The following is a 23,895-nucleotide window of genomic DNA, read 5'->3' as shown; positions in this document are numbered from 1 at the left end:
ATGTGTGTCCTTGACATGGGGTTCACTTTATTAAGTTTTTCTCTGCTACTATTTGCATATTCGTAGATGGTAGCAGAATCCTGATTAAGTTTTTCTCTGCTACTATTCGCATATTCGTAGATGGTAGCAGAATCTAGATCAGTTTTTCCTCTGTTACCTTTCTATTCATTTAGTGGATGTTTTCAACTTCTTTATGAAAATGCTCTAATAAAATAACGTAGCCTTAGGTAAGGACTTTTGCAAGATCAATCTGGTGGATTGAACCAGCTTCTCCTGTAGATTCTCGCAGGAAAACTCCACTGGCTTTAAATTGAGCGTTAACCATAAAGTCAGAACCCTGTGAAGTGAACCTGGTATCTGCGTGGCCAAGGTAAATTGCACCTACATCGGCTTCCTTCAAAGTCATTAGAGTATCTTTTCCATTTTCGTCGCGACACCATACCCTAAGTTTTTCATAAATGGTATCACTCTCATCAATCCAGTTGTTATTATCACTGTCAAATTCAGATAGTTCGGCAAAACCATCGCCGGATTTGGCACCAAATAGCTCCAAGCCATTATTAATTATTCCATCTCCATTTCTGTCATAAGCAAGAAATCCACTTCCGAAAGAAATACTTTTCACATCCTCTTCTTCGCCGTCGGCATCTAGGTCAAATGTAAAAGTCTGGTCGGATATTTCTGTGACCCCGGAGCCCACATTTATTACAAGTGGATCGATCAGCTGAACGGGGCTTACATTCATAACACCAATAGATTCAGAGAACTGCCGTGTCATATTTATGTTGATTCCAAAGTTGAGCTCTCTCCCATCATTAGTTTTGGCGACACCTGTTGCTTCAAATGCAGTCTGTTCCATTTCTGTGTGAACATAGGTAGTAGTAGATACGGACATCCATTGGAAGGAACCCTGCATCATCTGTGAGCTAAGACCGCGCATATATTCCTGCATTCTGCTTCTACTGTTTCCACTGGTATTTCCATATAGAATCTGCATGATATTAAGGATTCGTTCCATGAGCTGCATTCTGATATTTTCTATTTCTGAGATTTTGCCTCCAAATGGCATGTAATTTTGAATGGCAAATTCTCCATCTGCATTATAGTTTGTGAATAGTGTCTGATTTTCTTTTTTGTCTATATCGCTAGTGGAAGATTCTAAGTTTCCATTCTTGCCTATATCATTTGTGAATGAACCAGTTTTTTTTAGATTTTCGCTTTTATCCTCCATGCCAAGAGCTGTCTTAAATGAAGACAGACCTCCTATAGGTGAGGTGCCAATAATTGTCCTTTCATGAGTGATGCTATAAGTTTCCTGATACCTCCTTTCAGAAACAAGGTTAACCGTGCTGCCTGTAATTCTCATAAGCAAACCCTCCAAGAAGTTAGTTTGCGGCTTCCTTGCCGGTGTGTTAGATGTGTTTAGATTATTTAAAACCGTGGATTGCAAAAAAAGCATGATGTCAAAAAGCATGATGGTAAAAAGTATGATGGCAAAATGCATGTTGGTAAAAAGTATGTTGCAAAAAATATGTTGCAAAAAGCATGCTGCAAAAAATATGTTGCAAAAAGTATGATGGCAAAAGCATGTTTGTAAAAACATATTGGCTTGTGCTGCTTATTCTGCAGAGGAAACGTTATAAATAATCCCGGTTTTAAATAAAAAAACCAGGCACTGACCCAATAAGGGACTGCCCGGTAAAATCATCAAAGACTAATCCTTTGTCTTTGATTCAGAAGGTATATCGGCATTTTTGTATTATGGCTTTAGGGTTTTGCTCAAGCGAAGATACAAGGCTCATAGAGAAATGCTTGAAAATATGCTGCTATTTGCGGTGATAAGAGATTTTAGGATAAAGATGTTTTTAATTCCAGATTCTGCTACTAAAAGGAGAAAGTCGAAAGGTAGCAGAAGAAAAGCGGATCAAGATTCTGCTACCAACCAGGAAGAGTTGAAAGGTAGCAGAAGAAACGCGGATGAAGATTCTGCTACCATCAGGGAAGGGTTGAAAGGTAGCAGAAGAAACGCGGATGAAGATTCTGCTACCAACAAGGAAGAGGTGAAAGGTAGCAGAAGAAACGCGGATGAAGCTTCTGCTACCAACAGGGAGAAGCCCAAAGGTAGCAGAAGGAGAAGTCAAAAAATATACAGGAAAATCCAAAAAGCAGGAAGGAAAAGTCAAAAAGTATACAGGAAAATCCCAAAAGTAAACAGGAAAAGCCAAAAAGACAAACAAAAAAGTAAAAAAGAAACAGAAAAAGCAAAAAAATCTGCTACCATCAAAGAAAATCCAAATGGTAGCAGAATAATATGATCAATCTCTGGGCTTTAAGTAGAAATTGCCCTGAACTTTGTCGGTGCGGATGGAATTGATGAAGGCATTTTTGTCAAATTCTTTGATGGCGGGGATGAGTTTTCTGACATCAGATGCGCTTACAACAGAGTAGACGACCATCTTGTTGTTGTGCTCGAAGGAGCCTTCGCCATGCATCAAAGTGGCGCCATGGTTGCTGATCTTGTAAATCAGCTCGCACACCTCAGCAGGCTTGTCGGTAATTATGAAAAGTGTCTGCTGCTGGTAGGTTCGGTACATTACATGAAGTACCTGCGTTGATACATACTGGAAAATGATGGAGTACAAAGCCTTGTCCCAACCAAAGAGAATACCTGCAACAGTCAGGATTACGCAGTTTCCCGCAAGGATTATGGGGAAGGCATCAATTCCCTTCCTCTGGGATAAGAAAATTGAAATAAAGTCCGTGCCTCCGCTGGTGGCATCAACCATAAGGCAAATTGAGAGGGACACGCCTGCAAGGATTCCACCAAAAACAGAAATCAGAAGCGGATCATGTGTAATGACATGAGCCGGAATCAAATCTACGAAGAAACCGTTACTGAGCACCATAATCATAGAATATATAGTGAACTTTTTGCCTATATAACGGAAACCAATATAGATAGGTACTATATTGAGAAGTACATTAATAGGTGTATATGGTATTTTTAGTCCGAAGAATTTGAGCGCAATACGCTGAATGATGATGGTGAGACCCTGAGCACCGCCGGGATATAGCCCACCTGCATTAACAAAAGTCTGAATATTTAAAGCCATCAAAAAAGCAGCTAAAAGAACAACGATTAGTCTGATGCTGCCGCGTTTAAAATCTAGCTTCATTATAATGTATAACTCCCTACAAAAAACTTTATACTGGAAATATCAGAGCAAAATGCTATTATAAAAGGTATGCGCCTTAGAGAAAAACGGCGATTTTCCGAGCCTTTGCTCCAAACTACTCTATAGGTTATAATACATTATTGGAATAGGGCTTGGCAATGAAGAAATTGCTAAAATACAAGGGTTTACAAGTCAGTATGGTATGATCATTCCGATTATAAAACAAAATAATTACACTGACATGCTTAAAACATAATTGTTTTGACTGAGCTTGAAAAAGAAAACGCCCCTATTAGTAGAGAGAAATATGGATAATAATACAAAAAGAAAACGCGGGCTGTATGAGCTTTTCATAAAAAGGTTTATAGACATTGTTCTGTCGCTACTGGTGCTGATATGCTTTTGCTGGCTGTATCTGATACTTGCTGTATTGGTGCGGGTTAAATTGGGAAGCCCTGTACTTTTCAGGCAACCAAGACCGGGGAAGGACGGCAAGGTATTTAACCTATATAAATTCAGGACCATGACAGATAAGAGGGATGCCGAGGGGAATCTTCTTCCTGACGAGGACAGACTTCCGGAATTTGGTAAAAAGCTAAGAGCCACAAGTCTTGATGAGCTTCCGGAGTTTATCAATATCCTTAAGGGGGATATGAGTTTTGTGGGACCAAGACCTCTTCTGGTGAAGTATCTTCCTTTATATAACTCCGAGCAGAAAAGACGCCATGATGTAAGACCAGGTCTTACCGGCTGGGCGCAGGTCAATGGCAGAAACCTTCTTAGCTGGGAGGATAGATTTGAGAAAGATGTCTACTATGTGGATCACCTCTCATTTTTACTTGATCTGAAAATTGTATTCATGACGGTTGCGGTTGTTTTCAGACACAATGACATAAATAGTGCGACGGATGCCACAATGGAGGCTTTCACCGGAACCCCGGAGAAGAAGGAATGAGGGAATCCGGTAGCTTTGCAGGAAAGGCTATAGGTCAAAGCAGTGTGGATATCTTAAAATGATATAGATAAGAACTATACTTGCGCAAAAGGTTTCAAAAAGAAAAGCTGTAAAGACATAGATTTAAAACAGATAAAAAGAATGCTTCCTGACAAAACACATAGCATTCATAAAGGAGATGTATTTAGAAAATGAACATATTATTTACGAGCGTAGGCAGACGCTGCGAATTATTAAAGGATTTCAGAAACACACTTGGTGACAAGATTAAGATCGTGGTTACGGACAACAGTCCATATGCGCCGGCACCTGCCTTTGCTGATGTGGTTTACAGGGTTCCGCTTATAACTGATATCACCTATATTCCTACTATTCTTGAAATTTGTAAGAATGAAAAAATCGATGCCGTAACGACGCTCATCGATCCGGAGATTTCTATCCTGGCTGACCACAGGGCTGAGTTCGATGCACTTGGTGTCGAGGTGCTTGCTCCTTATAAAGAAACAGCGGATTTATGTTTTGATAAATATGAGATGTTCAAATATCTGAAGGAAAAGGGTGTGCCTACAGTTCTGACCTTTGGCTCCTTTGCGGACTTTAAGGAGAGCTATGACAGAAATGAGATAAAGTTCCCTGTTTTTGTTAAGCCCAGAACCGGAAGTGGCAGCGTCGGAGCAAGGAAGGTTGAGAGCCTTGAATTGTTGGAAGAGCTCACAGCAAGGGATACATCCCTTATTATTCAGGAGTTCATGGATGGTAAGGACATGGATGCTGATGTCTATGTCGATACCTTTACACATGAACCTGTTGCAATTTTTTCCAAGAAGAAGATATCGACAACAATAGGCGGTGCCAACAAGACAATATCCTTCAAGGATGACGCCCTCTTTGATTTTGTGAAAAATGCAATGAAGAACTTTAAATTCAACGGACCTCTTGATATGGATCTTTTCTATAAAGATGGTCAGTACTACCTGTCTGAGATCAATCCCAGATTTGGCGGCGCCTATCTGCACGCATACGGCGCAGGCGTTGATTTCCCCAAGCTCATCTACACCAATGTTGTAGAGAAAAAGGCTAACGCTTCAATAATCGGTGAGTATGAGGAAGGCGTTTGCATGCTTATGTACGACAGCGTTGTAATTGAGAAGCTCTCTAATCTTGAGGGAAGAATGAAGACAGTTTAATAAACGAATTCATGATTTCTTCTCTTTAAGGAAAACAGAAATTTTTGACTTTTTTTATGTAAAAAACGAACCAAAATGTAAGGCTATGACTATTTCAGAAAGACAAAAGCGGAAATAAAAAATGCGAATTCTGATTATGGCAAATTATGCCAACGGTCTGTTTCTGTTCAGGAAGGAGCTGCTTAAGTCCTTTCTTGATGCGGGATGCGAGGTTGTGATATCCGTTCCGCCTGATGAAAACTGCAAAAAGCTAAAGGACTATTGCACAAAACTGATAGAGACGCCGCTTGAAAGGCATGGAAGTAATCCTGTAAAGGATTATGGACTTTTTAAAAATTACAAAAGAATAATAAAGGAAGAAAAGCCGGATGTGGCTTTATGCTACACCATAAAACCCAATATTTATGGAGCGCTTGCCTGTAGATTAAAAAAGGTTCCTTACATATGTAATATAACGGGACTTGGAATGGCTATTGAAAATGGCGGACTTATGAGTAAAGTCCTGCTGCAGCTTTATAGAATATCTACAGGGAAGGCCAATAAAGTCTTTTTTCAAAATGAGAGAAACAGACAATTTATGCAGTCACATGGCATAGCCTGTAAAAACAGTGGTCTTCTGCCGGGATCCGGAGTTAATTTGACGGAGCATCCTTTCAGAGAATATCCGGGAGAGGCGGACGGAATACACTTCCTTGCGGTCATACGTATGATGAAGGATAAAGGAATTGAGGAATTCCTTGAGGCAGCAAAGGCTATCACTTCTGAATATGACAATGTATATTTTGACCTTGTTGGTGAGTACGAAGAGGATGAGAGGGCAAAATACGAGCCGATGATCACCGCTCTTGAAAAAGACGGAAAGCTCAAGTACTACGGACATCTTGATACAGTCGAGCCTGTTATGGCAAAATGTCACGTTGTAGTCCACCCGTCATACCACGAAGGGTTATCCAATGTGCTTCTGGAAGCTGCTGCTTGCGGAAGACCAATTCTGTGCTCAAATATCCACGGCTGCATCGAAGCAATTGAGCCTGACAGAACAGGCTACACCTTCGAACCGAAAAATGCGGATTCACTTGTTGCTTCTATTCGAAAAATGCTTACACACACAGAAGCTGAGCGCCGTGAAATGGGCCGCCTGGGGCGTACCTATATCGAGCAAAGCTTTGACAGACAGCTCGTTATCGATGCTTATAAACTAGAACTTGAGAAAATACGCAAATAGTTGGATAATATAAATGTTCGGAATCGAGTACGACGCAGACGGAAAACGTAAATGCGTGACACACGCAGACGAAAAACGCAAATGCAGTGACACACGCAAATGAAAACGCAAATGCAGTGACACATGCAGAAGAAAACGTAAATGAAAACGCAAATGCGGTGACACACGCAGAAGAAAACGTAAATGAAAACGCAAATGTGGTGACACACGTAGACAGATAGCGGAATAATAAAATAAGAGGTTATTGGAAATGAGTTTGTATGAGAAACTCCTTGCAGGAGAAGAGAAATTGTCACTTGTTGGACTTGGTTATGTCGGAATGCCTATCGCGGTAGCCTTCGCCAAGAAGATTAAAGTGGTTGGTTACGATTTTAATGCCGAAAAGGTTGAACTTTATAAAAGGGGAATTGACCCTACAAGAGAAGTAGGAGATGATGCGATCAAGCAGACAGCGGTTGATTTTACAGCTGATCCTGAAAAGCTCAGGGAGTGCAGATTCCACATCGTTGCAGTTCCAACACCTGTTAATGATGATCACACACCTGACCTCACACCTGTAGAGAGCGCCAGCAGAACACTTGGTAAATACCTTACAAAGGGATCAATCGTTGTTTATGAGTCAACTGTTTATCCCGGAGTAACTGAGGATATATGCGTTCCGATCCTTGAGAAGGAGTCAGGGCTTAAGTGCGGAGTTGATTTCAAGGTGGGTTATTCACCTGAGCGTATCAATCCCGGTGACAAGGTACACAGACTTGAGACTATTGTAAAAATCGTATCCGGTATGGATAAGGAGACACTTGAAGAGGTTGCTAATGTTTACAAACTTGTAGCACTTGCGGGTGTTCACGAGGCAGACAGCATCAAGGTTGCTGAGGCCGCAAAGGTTATCGAGAACAGCCAGAGAGATATTAACATCGCTTTCATGAATGAGCTGTCAATGATTTTCCACAAGATGGGAATCGACACCAAGAGCGTACTTGAGGCAGCAGGAACAAAGTGGAACTTCCTGAACTTCAGACCCGGTCTTGTTGGCGGACACTGCATCGGTGTTGATCCTTACTACCTCACCTATAAGGCTGAGGAGCTTGGCTATCACAGCCAGATTATTCTCTCAGGTCGTCGAATCAATGATGACATGGGTAAATACATTGCTGAGAGCGCAGTTAAGAACCTTATTGCTCAGGACTTAAATGTTAAGAATGCGAAAGTTGCAATTCTCGGCTTTACTTTCAAGGAAAATTGTCCTGATACACGTAATACAAAGGTAATTGATATCTATAATGAACTTAAGGAGTACGGCATCGATCCGGTAGTTGTGGATCCTGAGGCTGACAGCGCAGAAGCCAAGAGACTTTACGGCATCACCTTTGACAGCATGGATGCTGTTAAGGATATGGACGCTGTTATCATGGCGGTTGCTCATGAGGAATTCCTTGGAATTACAACAGATGAGATTAAGAAGTGGTATAATCCCGCACACAAGAGAAGAGTATTCCTTGATGTAAAGGGCATATACAATAAGGATGACTTTGATTCATCAGAGTTTAGCTACTGGAGACTGTAATATCATGAATTCTTGAGCGCAAAGATGAAAAAGCGTTCAAGAATCTATAGAATATTGATTCCTGAAGACAGTTCGCGGCGGGGGTTAGTAAGCTTAAGACTATAAGAGAAGAATTAAAAAAACTAGGGGGATATGCCGCCACCGACAAAGTGGCGGCGTTGTTGTATGAAGATAGTAATCAGACTTGATGACATTTCTCCGGGAATGGACATGGGTAAATTCAGAAGATTTAAGAGGCTTTTAGATGAAAATCATATAAGGCCTCTTATTGGTGTTGTTCCTGAGAATCTTGATCCCAAGCTTGAAGCATCTGTGGATGAAGATGACGAGGACAATCTTTCAGGCAGAGGCAGGCAGACTGATCCTGATGATAAGATAACGGAAAAAGATTATCCTTTCTGGCACCTTGTGAGGAATCTTCAGAGCGAGGGCTGGATAATTGCAATGCACGGCCTTCACCATGTTTACACCACGAAAAAGGGTGGCCTTCTTCCGCTTAACAAACAATCCGAGTTTGCAGGGATTGATCTGGAGAAGCAGATAAAGATGATATCCGAGGGTAAGAGGATTCTCGCCAACCATGGAATTGCCACTGACTTTTTCATGGCACCAAGTCACAGCTATGACAAGAATACGCTGAGAGCCCTTGCGGAGAGCGGATTCAGAAGAATTACGGATGGCTTTGGCAAAAAGGCATATCGAAGATTTGACATGACTTTTTATCCAATATCCTTTAGAAAAGATGCAGCTCTAAAGGATAATGGGGAGGGCTACACAACTTTTGTTGTTCATACTAATACATTAAACGGAGATGATTTTGCATACTATGAAAAGGTATTCGAATCCGGCAAGGTTGTGAGCTGGGATGAATGGCTCACGCAGGAACCTGTGGAGGCTTCTGAATTTCAGGGTGTAAAAGAATATCTCATGGCACGCTTTAAATATATCGCTGTGCATAAAAGGTGGTAGAAATGGCAGAACCTATAAGAATATTACATGTATTTGGAACACTTGGACTTGGGGGCGCTGAGAGCCGTATTATGGATCTGTACAGACATATAGACAGAGAACGTGTGCAGTTCGACTTCCTGGTTCACGCTGATGCGGAACCCACCGGTAAAAAATGCCCGACTTCAGATGAACTGATGCTGGTAAGAGAGCCTGATTATTTTGATGCTACGGTAAAAAAGCTTGGCGGAAATATTTACGCTTTGCCGAGATTCCATGGAACAAATGTAAGGGATTATAAAAACGCTATAAGAATGTTTTTCATGCAGCACAGAGGAGAGTGGAAGATGGTGCAGGGCCATATGACTAGCACTGCCGCAATCTACCTTCCGATTGCCAAGAGCTGCGGCATTGGAACCACCATTGCACACGCCAGAAGTGCAGGTGTTGATCCGGGCATAAAGGGTGTTGTGACAAGAATCATCAGAGCACCTCTTGCAAAGACTGATACCTGTGACCTCAGATTTGCCTGCACGGAGAATGCGGCAAGAGCAGTGTTTGGCGATACACTTACCGATCAGGGGCTTGTGAGGATCATTCCAAATGCAATTGATCTCAGAAGATTTGTATATAATCAGGAAGTTCGGGATAAGATAAGAAAAGAGCTGGGACTTTCTAATGCTATAATAATAGGTCATGTCGGAAGATTTCATTATGCAAAGAACCATGAGTATCTGCTTAAGACCTTTGCGGAATTTTTAAGAATACTTAAACATGATGACGTAAATGCTTTCAGCATACTTCATGGTATGAGGATAAGGCTTCTCATGCTGGGTGAAGGGCCTCTCATGGAAACGATGAAGAAACTGGCAGCTGATTTGCACATCGAAAAACATGTGATCTTTTGCGGAAATAAGAGTAATGCCAACGAGTATTATCAGGCGATGGATTATTTCCTTTTCCCTTCAAGGTATGAGGGACTTCCGGGAACCGTTGTTGAGGCGCAGGCAGCAGGCTTGCAGTGCCTTGTTTCCGACTCCATAACACCTGAGGTGGATATTACGCCTCTGGTAAGCAGAATGAGCATTGAAGAGGCACCTGCCGTATGGGCCAGGAAGATACTTAATGACCTCATGCTCAGGGACTACGCTGAGGGCGAGGAAGAGAGCGAAGCACAGCTGCCTATTGGTGACAGAGCAGCTTCCTCTGAACCGGTAATAGATATGATCCGGGAATCCGGATTTGATGTCAGGACCCAGGCGAAGAGGCTTCAGAGCTTCTACCTTACAGGAAAGTTTTGATTTTCCGTGAAGAGCACCTGGTGAAATAGGATATTTTTAATGAAAAAACTTTTACTTATAGTGCCGATGCTGCATCAGGGCGGATTCGAGAGAGTCTGTGTTGCGACAGCAAGGCTGATGCAAAAATATTATAATGTGACTGTTCTCATCTTTTCCGACAAAGATATCAATTATGATATCTCAGGGCTTGATGTGGTCAACATAAACCTTCCCGCTACGAAGAAATTCGGCAAGGCGGGGAAGGCAGTTAATGTGCTGCGCAGGGTGCTGAAGGTCAGAAGATACAAAAAGGTTCACAAGATTGACATTGCCTACAGCTTTGGTTCAAGTGCCAACTATGTAAATACCCTATCCCGATTTGGAACGGATACAAAGGTGCTTACAGGACTTCGCTGTTCTACTGATATGGAGAACAGAAGTGAAGTCAGTCTATTTTGTAAAAAGGCGGATCAGGTTCTGTCCTGCTCCAAGGAGATCATGAGAGAGCTCCTTCGTGACTATAACTATGAAAAGAGCAGTTACATTTATAACCCTCTGGATACCACAATGATCCGCGAGAGAGCGGGAGAAAAGGAAGCATTTTTTGGTGCGAGCGATATGTTTGGAAACGGAAAGCTCGTAGATAACAACCTTGATAGCCATTTCACACTGATTTCAGTAGGAAGACAGGATTATATCAAGGGCTTTTGGCACCTTATCAAGGCTTTTTCAATTGTGGCTTCAAAATATCCCGAGGCTAGACTTCAGATAGTTGGAACAGGCGATTTTAGCGGCTTAAGAAAGCTTGCGGATGACCTTGGGATAGGAGAGAAGGTGTTCTTTCCAGGACTTCAGAAGAATCCGTTCCCTTTTGTTGACGCTGCTGATATGTATGTGCTTAGCTCTAACCATGAGGGATTTCCCAATGCGATCCTTGAGGCTATGGCACTTGGAAAGCCATGTGTTGCGGCGGACTGTAAGACTGGTCCCAGAGAGATCCTGCTTAACGAAAAGGAATACGGGCAGCTTATCAGCGAGAAGCCTGATGGTTCCTCAACAGATAAGATAATAGAGGGCGAATTTGGTATAATTGTTCCCGATATGGACGAACACACCGACCTTGATGCTTCAAACATCACAGAGGGCGACAGAATGCTTGCAGAGGGTATACTCAGGATGATTTCTGATGAGAACAAGATGAAGCATTACGGAGAGAAGGCTTATGAGAGAGCCTTGACATACAACCCTTTGAAGTATGCAGAAGATCTCTATAAGATTTTGGAGAAAGTATGAAGAAAATCGCTTTTCATTTAAATAGCCTCGGACAGGGCGGCGCTGAGAGAGTGGTGAGTAACCTTGCCAATCAGTTTGCCAAGGAAGGCTATGAAGTATATATAGCAACAGAATGGTTTGATGAAAATGAGTTTACGCTTGACCCTCGTATCAGAAGAGTTCATGTAGGGTTAAGGGAAAATGATCTCAAAAAGGGAAGAGTTACAAAGTTCCTTTTAAGAGTTAAGTATTTAAGAGAATTTCTTGAGGAAAATCGTCCGGATGTGCTTGTGGCATTTGCACACAGAGCCAATTACAGAGCTCTTATGGCACAGAAGAGCACCGGCACTCCGACTGTAATATCAGTCCGAATCAATCCTGTGGGAAACTATGATGCATTTTCAGATAAGATACAGATAAAATGGCTGTTTCCAAGGGCTGCCGGATGTGTTTTCCAGACAGAGGAGCAGAGGGATTTTTTCAAACCCTATCTACAGGATAACTCAAGGGTGATCCTTAATCCCATAAATGCCAAATATCATGGAGTTGTGCATCCACAGAACAAGGAAAAATCGGTGGTACATCACGCAAGACTTGTGGATTTCAAGAATCAGCTTATGCTGTGCGACGCTTTTTTGAAGGTACATGAGAAGCACCCTGACTATGTGCTCAGGATATATGGCGGCGGATCTGAGGATGGAACAAAGGAGAAACTTGAGAAGAAGATAGCTGATAACCATGCAGAGGATTTCATGTTTTTAATGGGGCCTTGCAATCATATAGATGCGGAGATCCCTAAGGGCGAAGTTTATGCTTACAGTTCTGATTATGAGGGATTTCCCAATTCCCTTCTTGAAGCAATGGCTATGGGAATGCCGGTTGTATCAACCGATTGCCCGCCCGGAGGTCCAAGGACTGTTATACGAGATGGAGAAAACGGGTTCCTTGTGCCTGTAGGAGATGCGGATGCGCTTGCAGACAGAATTTGCAGACTTATCGAGGATAAGGATATGGCGAAGCGATTCGGAGAGGAAGCTGCGAAGGTGTATGATATAGCTAATTCTGAGGCTATTTTCAAGCAGTGGAGAGACTATCTGGAAAGTCTGTTGTAATTTAATGGTGGATATGTGTGTCAACTGGCGGATATGCTTAGCCGGAAAATGCACAGTCAAATACAGAGGGTATGTGCAACAACAGGCGGGATATACCCGGCCACATTTTCAAGGTGGCATAAATAAACATAAAAAGGAGCAGCCCATGTGCGGAATCTGCGGATATATATCAAGAAACAGAATAACGGAAGATGAACTGCGAGCCATGAATGACACTATGATCCACAGAGGCCCCAATGACAGCGGAGTGGAGCTGTATCCGGGGAAAAACGGATATGTGATTGGCTTTGCACAGAGAAGACTTTCAATCCTGGATCTTTCGCCCCTTGGGCATCAGCCCATGTCAACGGAGGATGGCAGGATTTCTGTCGTTTTTAACGGAGAGATTTACAACTTCCTTGAACTTAAGGAGGAACTGAAGGGGTATCCTTTTAAATCAACCTGTGACACAGAAGTTATACTTGCAAGTTACTTAAAGTGGGGCAGAGAGTTTACGCAGCATATTCACGGAATGTTTGCGATTGCTTTGTATGACAGGGAGACAGAGGATATCATCCTTGCCAGGGACAGAATAGGCAAAAAGCCGCTTTATTACTGGCTTGAAGAGGGTAACCTTGTATTTGGCTCTGAACTTAAGCCCATTATGAAGTGCCCGGGATTCAAGTCAGAGATAAGAAAATCAATAATTCCCAGATACTTATATCAGCAGTATATCAATGCTCCTGAGAGCATTTTTGAAAATGTGTGGCAGGTTGAGCCCGGCCAGATGATTATCTTTAACAACGGGCATACAGAAATAATTAAATACTGGGATGTGAAAAAGGCATACAGAGAAAGAAGTGCTGAACAGGTAACCTCATATGAAGAGGCGAAGGCGGGCTTAAAGAAGCGCCTGAAGAAGTCTGTTGCAGATAGAATGATAGCGGATGTGCCTTTGGGAGCATTTTTATCAGGAGGATATGATTCGTCACTTATAACCGCTCTGGCTCAGGAGAACAGCGAAGCTCCGGTAAAGACCTTCAGTATCGGATTCAATGTTCCTGAATACAACGAGGCTGAGTTTGCCAAAAAAGTGGCAAAGCACCTTGGAACGGATCACACTGAGCTTTATATAAATGAATCGGAGATGCTTGATCTGGTGGAGAGCATTCCGGATTATTATGATGAACCTTTTGCGGATGAGTCCGAGATTCCTACGATGCTGGTGTGCAAGCTTGCGAAGGAGCAGGTGACTGTAGCACTTTCAGGTGATGGCGGAGACGAGTTTTTCTGCGGATATAATATTTATGAGAACGTGGCTCAGGCACAAAAGCTTGATGCTGCGGGCGCTATCGTGAACGGAATAGGTCAGATCCCCCTTGGGGACAGCAAGCTTTTAAAGAAGCTTCCCTTCAGAGTGCAGGTGGTGGCAGGAAACAGAGACCCTGAGACTAAAACACAGTTCTCATCACCAAGCTATATTCTGTCAGCTCATGCCTTTATTACAGGTCATGAGACAATGGATGAGAGAATGACCTACGATAGGTATATGGAGAGGAATTTTGGAGATGAAGCTCTTTTTCCATGTAAATATCCTGTGGAATCATCCTATGGGGTATCCGACTGGCAGGTAAGGCGTATGCTCCTTGATATGGATACGTATCTTCCTGGTGACATTCTTGTGAAGATGGACAGAGCCTCGATGAAGTATTCTCTTGAGTGCAGATGCCCTATAATGGATACTGAGGTTATGGAGTACAGCTTTAGTATTCCACACAGATTTAAATTTGCAAATGGTGATAAAAAGCATATCCTCAAGGATATCGCTTATGATTATATTCCACGGGAGATGCTGGACAGGCCCAAGAAGGGCTTTGGCTGTCCTACAGATGAGTGGCTTCGCGGTGCTTTGAGAGATAAGCTGACAGATTACAGTGATGAAGGATATCTTAAGAGACAGGGCATATTTGATCCTGCTTATGTATCACGTTTTATCAGGAATTATCTGGAAAAGGGAGATGGTGGCCCTGCAACCGGAGCCAATTTCTCCAAGCTGTCCTGGAGCTTTTTCAATTTCCAGCAGTGGTATGAGAGATATTTTGGATGAGATGGAATTTATGTGATGACTTCTTGAAGATTTGAATTTATTTGCGAGGATAGGTTATTTAATGGCAGATAAGGTAACTATAAAGAAAAAGCATATAGTTATGTATATAGGCTCCCTTAACAAGGGAGGGGCTGAGCGCGTGATGTGTAACCTGGCTGAATATTTTTACAGTATAGGTTATAAGGTGACGCTTGCTACAACATACCTGTCCGATGATGAGTATGAGCTTCCTCATGCCGGTTGGAAGGTGCTGGATAAAGAGGATGACCAACACGCCGTAAAGGTGCTTAATCCGGATGAGAAGATAAGATATGTGGATTTAAAGGGAGGCGAACCTGCAGGGATTGGCAGAGTTTTCACAGCACTTATGCCTTATGAAAAGGGAAAACGTGCGCAGAATTTCCACAGAAGGATTGAAAAGCTTACCAATACCTGGGAGAAGTTAAAGCCGAATCTTATTCTGTCTTTCCTTGGAAAAAACAATTGTATGGCGCTGCAGTCAGCACTGCCCCTTGGTATTCCGGTGGTAGTGTCGGTAAGAGCAACACCATCAGAGGAATACGCATCCTTTGGGCTTAAGGCTGCAATGAAGGTCCTTTTTCCAACTGCGGCCGGAGTTGTGGTACAGACTAACGGGGCGATGGAGTATTTTGGTCCGCTTATAAAGGGCAAGTGCAGAGTGCTTCCAAACGCCATAAATGAAGAATTCATGGCACATGATGTGGTGCCCTTTGATGATAGAAAAAAGGTAATTGTATCAGTGGGAAGGCTTGATGAAAACAAAAATCAGAAGCTTATCATCAATGCGTTTTCATATTTTGTTAAGGACCATCCTGAGTACAGGCTTATGATCTACGGAGACGGACCTACCAGAGATATTTTGACAAAGCTTTGCGGCAAACTGGGGATTTTGGATGAAACAGGGAAGGGAGCTGACGGAAAAGCTACTTTCATGGGAAGTGTGGACAGGATCGCAGACAGGATAAGTGATGCGGAGATTTTTGTGCTCACCTCCAAGACAGAAGGTATGCCCAATGCTCTTATCGAAGCCATGTCTCTGGGACTTTGCTGTATATCTACGGATTGTCCCTGCGGCGGACCGGCAGATCTTATAAAGAATGGTAGAGACGGAATACTCATCCCTATGGACTCGGATGTGAAGATGACTGCAGGTATTTTACATGCTCTGCAGAGAGTGACTGCGGATCCGACTATTGCCAGAAAAATGGGCGGAGCAGCGTTGGATGTGAGGGAAAAGTACAAACCTGACAGCGTATATGCCATGTGGCGGGATTATTTTGAAGAATTGATTTAGGAGCAGGAGAAGCGAATGCAATTTAATTCATACATTTTTATATTGTGCTTTTTGCCGTTATCGCTCATTATGTACTTCCTGCTTCACAGAGTCGGAAAGAAAAAGACGGCCCTGTTCTCACTGCTTTGCATGTCTCTTTGGTTTTACGGATACTTTAACACGTATTACCTGCTGATAATCTGCAGTAGTATTGTGATAAACTACATGCTCTCAAGGGCGATGAAAAGGGCAGGCAATGGCGCGGACAAAAGCAGAAAAAAGCCCTTTTTGATATTGGGAATTCTCTTTAATGTCGGGTTGATTTTTTACTATAAATATTATGACTTTTTCATTGGCAATATAAATACAGTCTTTAAAACAGACTTTAATCTGAAACATATAGTTCTTCCGCTTGGTATCAGCTTTTTTACTTTTCAGCAGATTTCCTTTGTGGTAGATGCTTATAAGGGCGAGACGGAGGATTACTCTTTTCTTGAATATGCGCTTTTTGTAGCATACTTTCCGCAGCTTGTGGCAGGACCCATAGTGCTGCATTCAGAGCTGATACCGCAATTTCGTGATGAAAAGAAGCACAGGCTTAATTTTGACAATCTAAGCCGTGGCATTATGATGTTTACACGCGGTCTTGGTAAAAAGATGCTCATTGCAGACATGTTTGGCAAAGCTGTGGATTATGGCTTCTCAAGGGCAGCGCTGATTCCTGCCGGGGAAGGTGCGCTTACCATTCCTGAGATAATCATCGTCATGATTTCTTATGCTTTTCAGATTTATTTTGACTTTAGCGGCTATAGTGACATGGCTACGGGACTTGGAGCCATGTTTAACTTTGCGATTCCGCAGAATTTCAATTCTCCTTATAAATCCATTTCCATGGTGGAATTCTGGACCCGTTGGCATATGACTTTATCAAGGTTCCTCAAGACATATATCTATATTCCTCTTGGGGGAAACAGAAAGGGCGAATTCAGGAAATACATAAACAGGATGGTTGTCTTTCTGGTGAGCGGAATCTGGCACGGAGCAAACTGGACTTTTGTTCTGTGGGGAGTGTTGAACGGCTTTGCCCAGTGGGTAAACATGTTTTTTCACAAGCCCTATGTAAAAATGTGTGAGCTTGCAGGAAATCTCCCCGGCGGAAAGCTGTACAGATGGCTTATAAGAGCTGTGAGCTGGTTTGTGAACTTTGTATTTATATGCCTTTTCTGGCTATTGTTCAGGGCAGACAATGTGACTCAGTGCATTCAGATTTATAAGCGGCTTTTTGTGATGAATCTTGATGTGAGATCTGAACTCATAGAGGGCTTCAGAATTCCGAAGTTTAGATATGTGCTGGAATTTTTGCACCTTCCAAGCTCAGACCAGACAGTGCTTATGACGGGCTGCGTAATGTCTATCATAGCGGCGTTTATAGTGTGTCTTTGCTGTGAGAATAATTACAACAGGAAATATAAGACCAATGCGGTATCGCTTGTGTTCACATGGGGCGTGCTTGTAGCTTGTATTGTGTCTATGAGCTCGATTGCAACATTTCTTTATTTTAACTTTTAAAACGTCTATAAAATATCAAGAGGCTTGAAATGACCGGAAAAAAATGGTTCACTTGGATTTTAATACTGACTTTGTCGGCGCTGTTCCTTATTGGGGGACTGGTGTTTTTTGTGGACCCGTTTTTTCATTACAGAGCCCCGAATCCGCATTTTTTCTATAAGTTGTATGATCAGAGATCACAGAACGATGGAATAACGAAACACTTTGATTATGATGCGATAATTACAGGAACCTCTATGTCGGAGAACTTCAGGGCGAGCCAGTTTGAGGAAGGCCTTGGCTGCAAGACTATAAAGGTTGTATATTCAGGTGCAACCTATAAAGAGATAAACGATAATCTTCTTGTGGCTTATAGAAGTGGACATAATCCTGAATATGTTTTCAGACCCATTGATTATAGCCTGATGGTCAAGGATAAGGATGCCTTAAGAGAGGACATGGGTGAGTATCCCGACTGGCTTACCAATAACAATCCTTTCGATGATGTGAAGTACCTGCTGAATAAGGATGTGGTTTTAAGATATGCGCTTCCTGCCCTTTTTTCATATTTTAATGGTGAAACGCCGGGGCATACGAGCTTTGATGATTACAGCTATACTGACGAGGATAATGACTACGGCAAGGACTATGTTCTTTTAGGAAAAAAGAGCTTTAAGGATCCGGAACAGGAAGTGCTTTTTGCAGATAAAGAGAATCTCAAAATGCTCGAAGAAAATATTGAGCAGAATGTGGTTTCAATTGCAAGGAAGCATCCTGAAACAAAGTTTATATGCTTCTTTCCGCCATATTCAATGGCTTATTGGGGAAACCTCTATGAGAGTGGGGAGCTTAATGAGATATTGGAATACAAGCAGGCGGCAATAAAGCAGATGCTGGAATGTGATAATATACACATATACAGCTTTACCACTCATACGGATATAACCGCAGATCTGTCGAGATACAGAGACCAGGCGCATTATGATGCAGAGGTCAACAGATATATTCTCGATACTATAATCAAGTATGAAAACGGTTATGAGGAGACAGATATAACTAAGGTATCTGACAGGATTACCAAGGAAAACGCAGAGGATTACCTTATGACGGAAAAGGTTCTGCTTAACCATTTTGATTATAACAGTCTGATAGACTGATGCCTGTGAAAAAGGAAAGCATTGGGACTACCTTTTAGAAAAAGGAAAGAATTGGGACTGCTTTTTAGAAAAGGAAAGCATTGGGATTACTTTATAGAAAAACGGAGAATGTATGAGAGATCTCAGTCACTTTTATTTTAAAGGAATACCGGCAGACAAACAGCCCCTTATAACGGTGGCCATAACTGCCTATAATGTGGAAAAGTATATTGCAAGATGTATAGAGTCCGTGATGGCGCAGACCTATTCAAATCTTGATATTCTTATAATCGATGACGGATCCAGAGACAGGACGGATGCTATCTGTGACTATTATTTGACTCAGGATAGCAGGATTCGTGTGATTCATCAGAGTAATCAGGGACCTGGGACTGCAAGGAATTATGCCATTGAAGAGACTAGGGGTGAGTATCTTGCATTCCTTGACGGAGATGATTACGTCGAGAATTATATTTATGAGTATATGATGAGTGCTATTCTGGAGTCGGATTCCAAGCTTGCCATATGCAGCTATTATGAGAATGCCGAGGACGAGCCTGTTGATATACATCCTCTTACGGAGAATATACGGGCAGCAGGTATAAGAATGATAAAGTCTGATGAACTTATAAAGGCCTGTGTTGAGGAGTCGGATGAGCTTAAGGTGAGGAATATGGTATGGAATAAGCTATACCATAAGAGCCTTTTACAGGAAAAGAACTTTCCGGGTATTATGTACTATGAGGACAGGCGCTTTACTCTTGAGGTATTGCACGATGCGAAAGAAGCTGTGTTCGTTGACACACCGCTTTATCATTATATAATAGACAGAAAGGACAGCATCGGCAGTCAGGAGGGATTTTTCTGCATTTTTTCAGAGTGGATACCTTCGTGCAACTCGGTGAAAGCGTTCCTTAAGCAGATAGGAATGGAAGAACTCGCTGATACACAGGACTATCTTATGTATAAGAGGCTTCTTGACTACTATGTGGAAGCTAAAAATGATAAGACCGGGGATAAGAGCAAGTATCTTGATGACATAACTGCTTATATTGAGAGATGCCGTGAAGATGTGGATAGAATATATGGTGTGGGGATAGCGGATCCCAAGGAGAAAAAGCGTATGCTTAAATTCCTGGATCACAGATGGACCTTTGACCATTTTTACCTGAAATAACGTTACTTAATTCACTACTACAGGGGGATGTATGATAATTATTAGAATGATGGGCGGACTTGGCAATCAGATGTTCCAGTATGCCCTGTATCTTCAGCTTAAGGCGTTGGGGAAGGATGTTAAGATTGACAACTATTACGGATTCCGTGATGATGAGCAGAGGGATCCGGTTTTGGAAGACATGTTTGGAATCACCTACGACAAGGCAACTGATGCCGAGGTTGTGGATATAACTGATTCATATATGGATATTTTCAGCAGGATCAGAAGAAAGATTTTTGGGAGAAAAACCAAGGAATATGAGGAACTGACAGGAATCTTTGATCCGAAGGTCTTTGAATTCGAGGAAGCATATCTAAACGGCTATTTTCAGAGCGACAAGTATTTTCCGGACAAAGGTGTTGTAGAGCAGCTTCGCAGGGAGTTTACTTTTAAACCGGATGAGGTTTTTACTTCTGCCGAGAGCTGGGAATTGTACAGACAGATACGTGAGACGGAGTCCGTGAGCATCCATGTGAGAAGAGGAGACTATCTTCTTCCGGGAGCAATAGAGACCTACGGTGGTATCTGCGATACTGACTATTACAAGCGAGCTATTGATCTTATGGTGAGCGAACATCCTGATGCTATTTTCTATGTTTTCACAAGTGATAAGCAGTGGTGTGAGGAAAATGTATCCGGCAAGAAGTTCCATCTTGTGGATACACGCGAAGAGAATGAGGATGCTGCCGATATGCTGCTCATGAGTCTGTGTAAGCATCATATTCTGGCTAATTCAAGCTACAGCTGGTGGAGTGCATGGATGAATGACTCACCGGAAAAAATGGTGATCGTGCCAAAGAAATGGCTTAACAACAAGCCAATGGATGATATATATACTGCGCGCATGACGCGTATCTAAAAAGGAATTTTTATGAGTTTAACAGATCCAAAGGAAAAGAAGGCTGAGGGACTTAGCCTTTTTACCAAGATAAATTATATTTTTGATAAAAAGCAGAAAAGAATGCTGATAATACTGGGAATAATGATCATTATCGGCGGTCTGTTTGAGACACTTGGAGTTGGAATACTGGCTCCTGTTGCAGCGGTTATACTTGATCCTGCGGCTGTTTTTGACAAGATAGATAAGCTGCCTGTCATAAACAAAATACCCGGGGCGCTGGGGCTTGATACCAATGCCAAGCTTATATGCGCGATCCTGGCTCTTCTTATCATAATATATGTAGTAAAAAACATATACCTGATGATTCTGGTTTATGTGCAGAACAGCTTTATATCCAAGACACGAAATGACATGATATCACGCGTAATGAGGGAGTTTTTGAACAGACCTTACGAGGATTATCTTGGAGCGGATATACCTACGGTATTTCGAATAACTGACGGCGATATTCCGAAGTCTTTTTCTCTTATGCTGGCTCTTCTGAATCTGTGCACAGAGCTTGTTGTTTCAACATTTTTAGGTATTTACCTTATTTATACCAACTGGAAGATGGCACTTCTTATGATATTGGTTTTAGGTGGCATGACGGTTGTCATCACCAAGGTGCTTAAGCCCAGGATGAATGATATAGGAAGAAAGAACCAGACTATTGCATCAAGGATTGCTAAGTGGAGAATTCAAGCGATTTATGGCTTGAAGGAGGTTAAGGTCCTTAATCGTGAGGACTTTTTCATAAGAAATTATTATGAGTCCGGTAAAATCGGAGCAGAAACTGATATAAGGTACACTTTCCTTAATAATTCACCCAGGTCTCTTATTGAGACGGTTTTTATGGCTGCGGTTTTCGGCTTTATGATCATTTATGTAGCAAGGGGCGGGGATACCAAGCTTCTGGTTACTCACCTTACAGCTTTTGGTGTGGCTGCGGTCAGACTTATCCCCAGTGCGAACCGTATAAATACGTATATTACAGAGATTGCTTATGAGGAGCCTGCACTTAATTTCGTATATAATAACCTGTCGGAGTCGATGAAAACCGATAAGGCTATGGCAGCTGAGCGCAAGGCTATTGCAGGTCCCGCGCTTGAGCTTAAGGACAAGATAGAGCTTAAAAATATTACCTTTGCATATCCTGATGCGGACAGAAATATTTTCACAGGTGCCGATATGGTTATTCCCAAGGGAAAATCTGTTGGAATTATGGGATCATCGGGAGCCGGAAAGTCCACAATAGTTGATATTCTTCTGGGACTCTTACATGTAAAAAGCGGAGAGATACTCTGTGATGGTGCCAATATTTTCAGTAATTATGAGTCATGGCTTTCGCAGATAGGATACATTCCGCAGAGCATATATCTGATAGACGAGTCAATCCGCGATAACATCGCATTTGGAATTGATGCTGATGAGATTGATGAAGAGAGAATATGGAAGGTCTGCGAGGAAGCGCAGCTTGCTGAATTTATAAAAACTCTTCCGGAGGGACTTGATACCAGGATCGGTGACCGCGGCGTAAGGCTGTCAGGCGGTCAGAGACAGAGAATAGGAATTGCCAGAGCGCTGTATCACAATCCTGAGACATTAGTATTTGATGAAGCCACAAGTGCTCTTGATAATGAGACTGAGGCAGCAGTCATGGAGGCAATAAACAGCTTCCATGGAAAGAAAACAATGGTTATAATAGCACATAGACTTAACACTATTGAAAAGTGTGACATGATCTATGAGGTTAGGGACGAGAAAATCGTGGAGACGACACTTGATGGAAAAATCGTTTATCACAAAAAGTAATAGTATAATGGGCGATTTTCTTATAAAACTCCGCAATATATCATTATATACAGCACTTACGATCGAACTCCTTTTGATGATATATGAAAGGAGTTCTCTTCCACTCTCGAGTCCGAAGCAGATATTCAGGATAAGCTTTGTGTTTTCCGTGTTCGCACTTTTACTTACAAAGTATTCAATAAGGCAGTGGATAGTGATAATCATAACCTGTGCGATAGCAGTTGTCAGTTATAAGGTTACAGGGAATAATGACCTGCTGAGATTTTCAGTTTTTGTAATTGCCTGCAAGGATGCTGATGTAAGGGCGATGCTTAAGTATATATTTGTGATGACTGCGGCCGGAAGCCTGATGATTGTGGTTATGTCGCTTTGCGGCTTTGTAGGAGATGTTAAGCTTGTTGATGACTTTGGAAGAGACGTAGGAAGTGAAGTCAGATATACTTTTGGCTTTGGACATCCAAACACACTTATGAGTGTTGTTTTTTCAATAGAAGTTTTGCTGGTTTATCTGATAAAAAAGTGGGACAGGCGTTCAAGGAATACAGCTTTGGCAATCATGCTTTGCCTTGATGTGGTTTTGTATTTTCTTACAGGCTCAAGAACAGGAGTGGCACTCACGATATTTACTGTAGTGGTTGCTTTTGTGGTATATGAGATAGAATTTTTCAAAAAGTCGCGCTTTATATACGGCCTTGGAGCCATAGTTATAGGGGCCTGTGTTGCTTTTTCAATATGGGCAGCAGCAATTAGTAAGTATGCGAGGAAAAAAGAGTATCCTTTTTACCATAAATTAGATAGAATATTAACCGGCAGAATACAGTCGCTATATTATGACACTAAACCGCATAAGGGGGCGCTTCAGACCTGGAGCCTTTTTGGGGATGAATTTAGCGGCAATGCCTTTTTTGATATGGGCTTTGTAAGATTATTTTACTGGTATGGAATAATACCTGCGGTACTGATCTTACTGGTTGTTTTGCTGTTTATATATAGGCTATATCTTGACAGAGAATATGCTGTCATGATCATGGTATTATCCATTAGTGTATTTACGCTGGTGGAAGCAAGCTTTGTTTCTTCGTTTCTTGGAAGAAACTATCTTTTGCCTGTGATGGGAGCATACCTGTTTGCAGACAGAGAAAAAAGGGCTAAAATTGCCCGGACATGATTCGGGCATGGAGGAGCTAAGTTATTTTTA

The 23,895-nt window shown here is 42.1% G+C and carries 19 protein-coding genes; 17 read left to right on the top strand and 2 right to left on the bottom strand.

Annotated elements, in window-relative coordinates; all coding sequences use genetic code 11:
- Nucleotides 1-223 precede the first annotated feature (223 nt).
- A complete protein-coding gene (locus tag ACHCNF_RS07265; RefSeq protein WP_408072122.1) occupies nt 224-1,366 on the bottom strand; it encodes an SPM autocatalytic domain-containing protein in 1,143 nt (380 codons plus the stop codon).
- Nucleotides 1,367-1,859: 493 nt separating this feature from the next.
- Between ACHCNF_RS07265 and ACHCNF_RS07260 the strand changes: the two genes are divergently transcribed.
- Complete coding sequence (locus tag ACHCNF_RS07260; protein ID WP_408072121.1) at nt 1,860-2,315, top strand: hypothetical protein; 456 nt, start codon at nt 1,860-1,862, stop codon at nt 2,313-2,315.
- On the opposite strand, the gene ACHCNF_RS07255 is transcribed toward ACHCNF_RS07260, so the two are convergent.
- Nucleotides 2,316-3,176, bottom strand: a complete 861-nt coding sequence (locus ACHCNF_RS07255; protein WP_408072120.1) for a YitT family protein — start codon at nt 3,174-3,176, stop codon at nt 2,316-2,318.
- A gap of 307 nt (nt 3,177-3,483) precedes the next feature.
- On the opposite strand from ACHCNF_RS07255, the gene ACHCNF_RS07250 reads away from it, so the two are divergent.
- From ACHCNF_RS07250 to ACHCNF_RS07175, 16 genes are all read left to right on the top strand, one after another.
- Nucleotides 3,484-4,131: a sugar transferase gene (locus tag ACHCNF_RS07250; RefSeq protein ID WP_408072119.1), complete on the top strand. Its 648-nt coding sequence runs from the start codon at nt 3,484-3,486 to the stop codon at nt 4,129-4,131.
- 191 nt (nt 4,132-4,322) lie between these two features.
- Complete coding sequence (locus tag ACHCNF_RS07245) at nt 4,323-5,318, top strand: ATP-grasp domain-containing protein (RefSeq protein ID WP_408072118.1); 996 nt, start codon at nt 4,323-4,325, stop codon at nt 5,316-5,318.
- A 121-nt stretch (nt 5,319-5,439) separates the two neighbouring features.
- On the top strand, nt 5,440-6,543 hold the full coding sequence (locus ACHCNF_RS07240) for a glycosyltransferase family 4 protein (RefSeq protein WP_408072117.1): 1,104 nt from the start codon (nt 5,440-5,442) through the stop codon (nt 6,541-6,543).
- Between the two features lie 250 nt (nt 6,544-6,793).
- Nucleotides 6,794-8,110 (top strand): nucleotide sugar dehydrogenase, encoded by a 1,317-nt coding sequence (locus ACHCNF_RS07235; RefSeq protein ID WP_408072116.1) that lies wholly within the window; start codon nt 6,794-6,796, stop codon nt 8,108-8,110.
- Between the two features lie 165 nt (nt 8,111-8,275).
- On the top strand, nt 8,276-9,079 hold the full coding sequence (locus ACHCNF_RS07230; protein WP_408072115.1) for a DUF2334 domain-containing protein: 804 nt from the start codon (nt 8,276-8,278) through the stop codon (nt 9,077-9,079).
- Between the two features lie 2 nt (nt 9,080-9,081).
- Nucleotides 9,082-10,359 carry a glycosyltransferase gene (locus tag ACHCNF_RS07225; RefSeq protein WP_408072114.1) on the top strand — a complete coding sequence of 426 codons (1,278 nt, stop codon included), beginning with the start codon at nt 9,082-9,084 and terminating at the stop codon, nt 10,357-10,359.
- A gap of 39 nt (nt 10,360-10,398) precedes the next feature.
- Nucleotides 10,399-11,631 carry a glycosyltransferase gene (locus tag ACHCNF_RS07220; protein ID WP_408072113.1) on the top strand — a complete coding sequence of 411 codons (1,233 nt, stop codon included), beginning with the start codon at nt 10,399-10,401 and terminating at the stop codon, nt 11,629-11,631.
- Nucleotides 11,628-12,722, top strand: coding sequence for a glycosyltransferase family 4 protein (locus ACHCNF_RS07215; RefSeq protein WP_408072112.1), 1,095 nt, complete (start codon nt 11,628-11,630; stop codon nt 12,720-12,722). The genes ACHCNF_RS07220 and ACHCNF_RS07215 overlap by 4 nt, the downstream gene beginning before the upstream one ends.
- 145 nt (nt 12,723-12,867) lie before the next feature.
- Nucleotides 12,868-14,808: an asparagine synthase (glutamine-hydrolyzing) gene (asnB, locus tag ACHCNF_RS07210; protein WP_408072111.1), complete on the top strand. Its 1,941-nt coding sequence runs from the start codon at nt 12,868-12,870 to the stop codon at nt 14,806-14,808.
- A 61-nt stretch (nt 14,809-14,869) separates the two neighbouring features.
- Entirely contained in the window at nt 14,870-16,123 is a 1,254-nt protein-coding gene (locus ACHCNF_RS07205; protein ID WP_408072110.1) for a glycosyltransferase, read from the top strand.
- A gap of 15 nt (nt 16,124-16,138) precedes the next feature.
- Nucleotides 16,139-17,671, top strand: a complete 1,533-nt coding sequence (locus ACHCNF_RS07200) for an MBOAT family O-acyltransferase (RefSeq protein ID WP_408072109.1) — start codon at nt 16,139-16,141, stop codon at nt 17,669-17,671.
- Nucleotides 17,672-17,700: 29 nt separating this feature from the next.
- Nucleotides 17,701-18,807 carry a hypothetical protein gene (locus ACHCNF_RS07195; RefSeq protein WP_408072108.1) on the top strand — a complete coding sequence of 369 codons (1,107 nt, stop codon included), beginning with the start codon at nt 17,701-17,703 and terminating at the stop codon, nt 18,805-18,807.
- Nucleotides 18,808-18,919: 112 nt separating this feature from the next.
- Complete coding sequence (locus ACHCNF_RS07190; RefSeq protein WP_408072107.1) at nt 18,920-19,963, top strand: glycosyltransferase family 2 protein; 1,044 nt, start codon at nt 18,920-18,922, stop codon at nt 19,961-19,963.
- A 31-nt stretch (nt 19,964-19,994) separates the two neighbouring features.
- Entirely contained in the window at nt 19,995-20,864 is an 870-nt protein-coding gene (locus ACHCNF_RS07185) for an alpha-1,2-fucosyltransferase (RefSeq protein WP_408072106.1), read from the top strand.
- Between the two features lie 12 nt (nt 20,865-20,876).
- A complete protein-coding gene (locus ACHCNF_RS07180; RefSeq protein WP_408072105.1) occupies nt 20,877-22,697 on the top strand; it encodes an ABC transporter ATP-binding protein in 1,821 nt (606 codons plus the stop codon).
- Entirely contained in the window at nt 22,669-23,865 is a 1,197-nt protein-coding gene (locus ACHCNF_RS07175; RefSeq protein ID WP_408072104.1) for an O-antigen ligase family protein, read from the top strand. Before ACHCNF_RS07180 ends, ACHCNF_RS07175 begins: the two co-directional genes overlap by 29 nt.
- The last annotated feature ends 30 nt before the right edge of the window (nt 23,866-23,895 follow it).

This window comes from Butyrivibrio sp. NATIVEDY162 (assembly GCF_045999815.1).
Lineage (GTDB): Bacteria > Bacillota > Clostridia > Lachnospirales > Lachnospiraceae > Butyrivibrio.
The sequence above is the reverse complement of the archived record's forward strand: the minus strand, read 5'-3'. Positions and strand labels throughout refer to the sequence as shown.

Coding starts and splice junctions, on each gene's coding strand:
- ACHCNF_RS07265 (WP_408072122.1), bottom strand. CDS start 1,366: ATGAGAATTACAGGCAGCACGGTTAACCTTGTTTCTGAAAGGAGGTAT.
- ACHCNF_RS07260 (WP_408072121.1), top strand. CDS start 1,860: ATGTTTTTAATTCCAGATTCTGCTACTAAAAGGAGAAAGTCGAAAGGT.
- ACHCNF_RS07255 (WP_408072120.1), bottom strand. CDS start 3,176: ATGAAGCTAGATTTTAAACGCGGCAGCATCAGACTAATCGTTGTTCTT.
- ACHCNF_RS07250 (WP_408072119.1), top strand. CDS start 3,484: ATGGATAATAATACAAAAAGAAAACGCGGGCTGTATGAGCTTTTCATA.
- ACHCNF_RS07245 (WP_408072118.1), top strand. CDS start 4,323: ATGAACATATTATTTACGAGCGTAGGCAGACGCTGCGAATTATTAAAG.
- ACHCNF_RS07240 (WP_408072117.1), top strand. CDS start 5,440: ATGCGAATTCTGATTATGGCAAATTATGCCAACGGTCTGTTTCTGTTC.
- ACHCNF_RS07235 (WP_408072116.1), top strand. CDS start 6,794: ATGAGTTTGTATGAGAAACTCCTTGCAGGAGAAGAGAAATTGTCACTT.
- ACHCNF_RS07230 (WP_408072115.1), top strand. CDS start 8,276: ATGAAGATAGTAATCAGACTTGATGACATTTCTCCGGGAATGGACATG.
- ACHCNF_RS07225 (WP_408072114.1), top strand. CDS start 9,082: ATGGCAGAACCTATAAGAATATTACATGTATTTGGAACACTTGGACTT.
- ACHCNF_RS07220 (WP_408072113.1), top strand. CDS start 10,399: ATGAAAAAACTTTTACTTATAGTGCCGATGCTGCATCAGGGCGGATTC.
- ACHCNF_RS07215 (WP_408072112.1), top strand. CDS start 11,628: ATGAAGAAAATCGCTTTTCATTTAAATAGCCTCGGACAGGGCGGCGCT.
- asnB (WP_408072111.1), top strand. CDS start 12,868: ATGTGCGGAATCTGCGGATATATATCAAGAAACAGAATAACGGAAGAT.
- ACHCNF_RS07205 (WP_408072110.1), top strand. CDS start 14,870: ATGGCAGATAAGGTAACTATAAAGAAAAAGCATATAGTTATGTATATA.
- ACHCNF_RS07200 (WP_408072109.1), top strand. CDS start 16,139: ATGCAATTTAATTCATACATTTTTATATTGTGCTTTTTGCCGTTATCG.
- ACHCNF_RS07195 (WP_408072108.1), top strand. CDS start 17,701: ATGACCGGAAAAAAATGGTTCACTTGGATTTTAATACTGACTTTGTCG.
- ACHCNF_RS07190 (WP_408072107.1), top strand. CDS start 18,920: ATGAGAGATCTCAGTCACTTTTATTTTAAAGGAATACCGGCAGACAAA.
- ACHCNF_RS07185 (WP_408072106.1), top strand. CDS start 19,995: ATGATAATTATTAGAATGATGGGCGGACTTGGCAATCAGATGTTCCAG.
- ACHCNF_RS07180 (WP_408072105.1), top strand. CDS start 20,877: ATGAGTTTAACAGATCCAAAGGAAAAGAAGGCTGAGGGACTTAGCCTT.
- ACHCNF_RS07175 (WP_408072104.1), top strand. CDS start 22,669: ATGGAAAAATCGTTTATCACAAAAAGTAATAGTATAATGGGCGATTTT.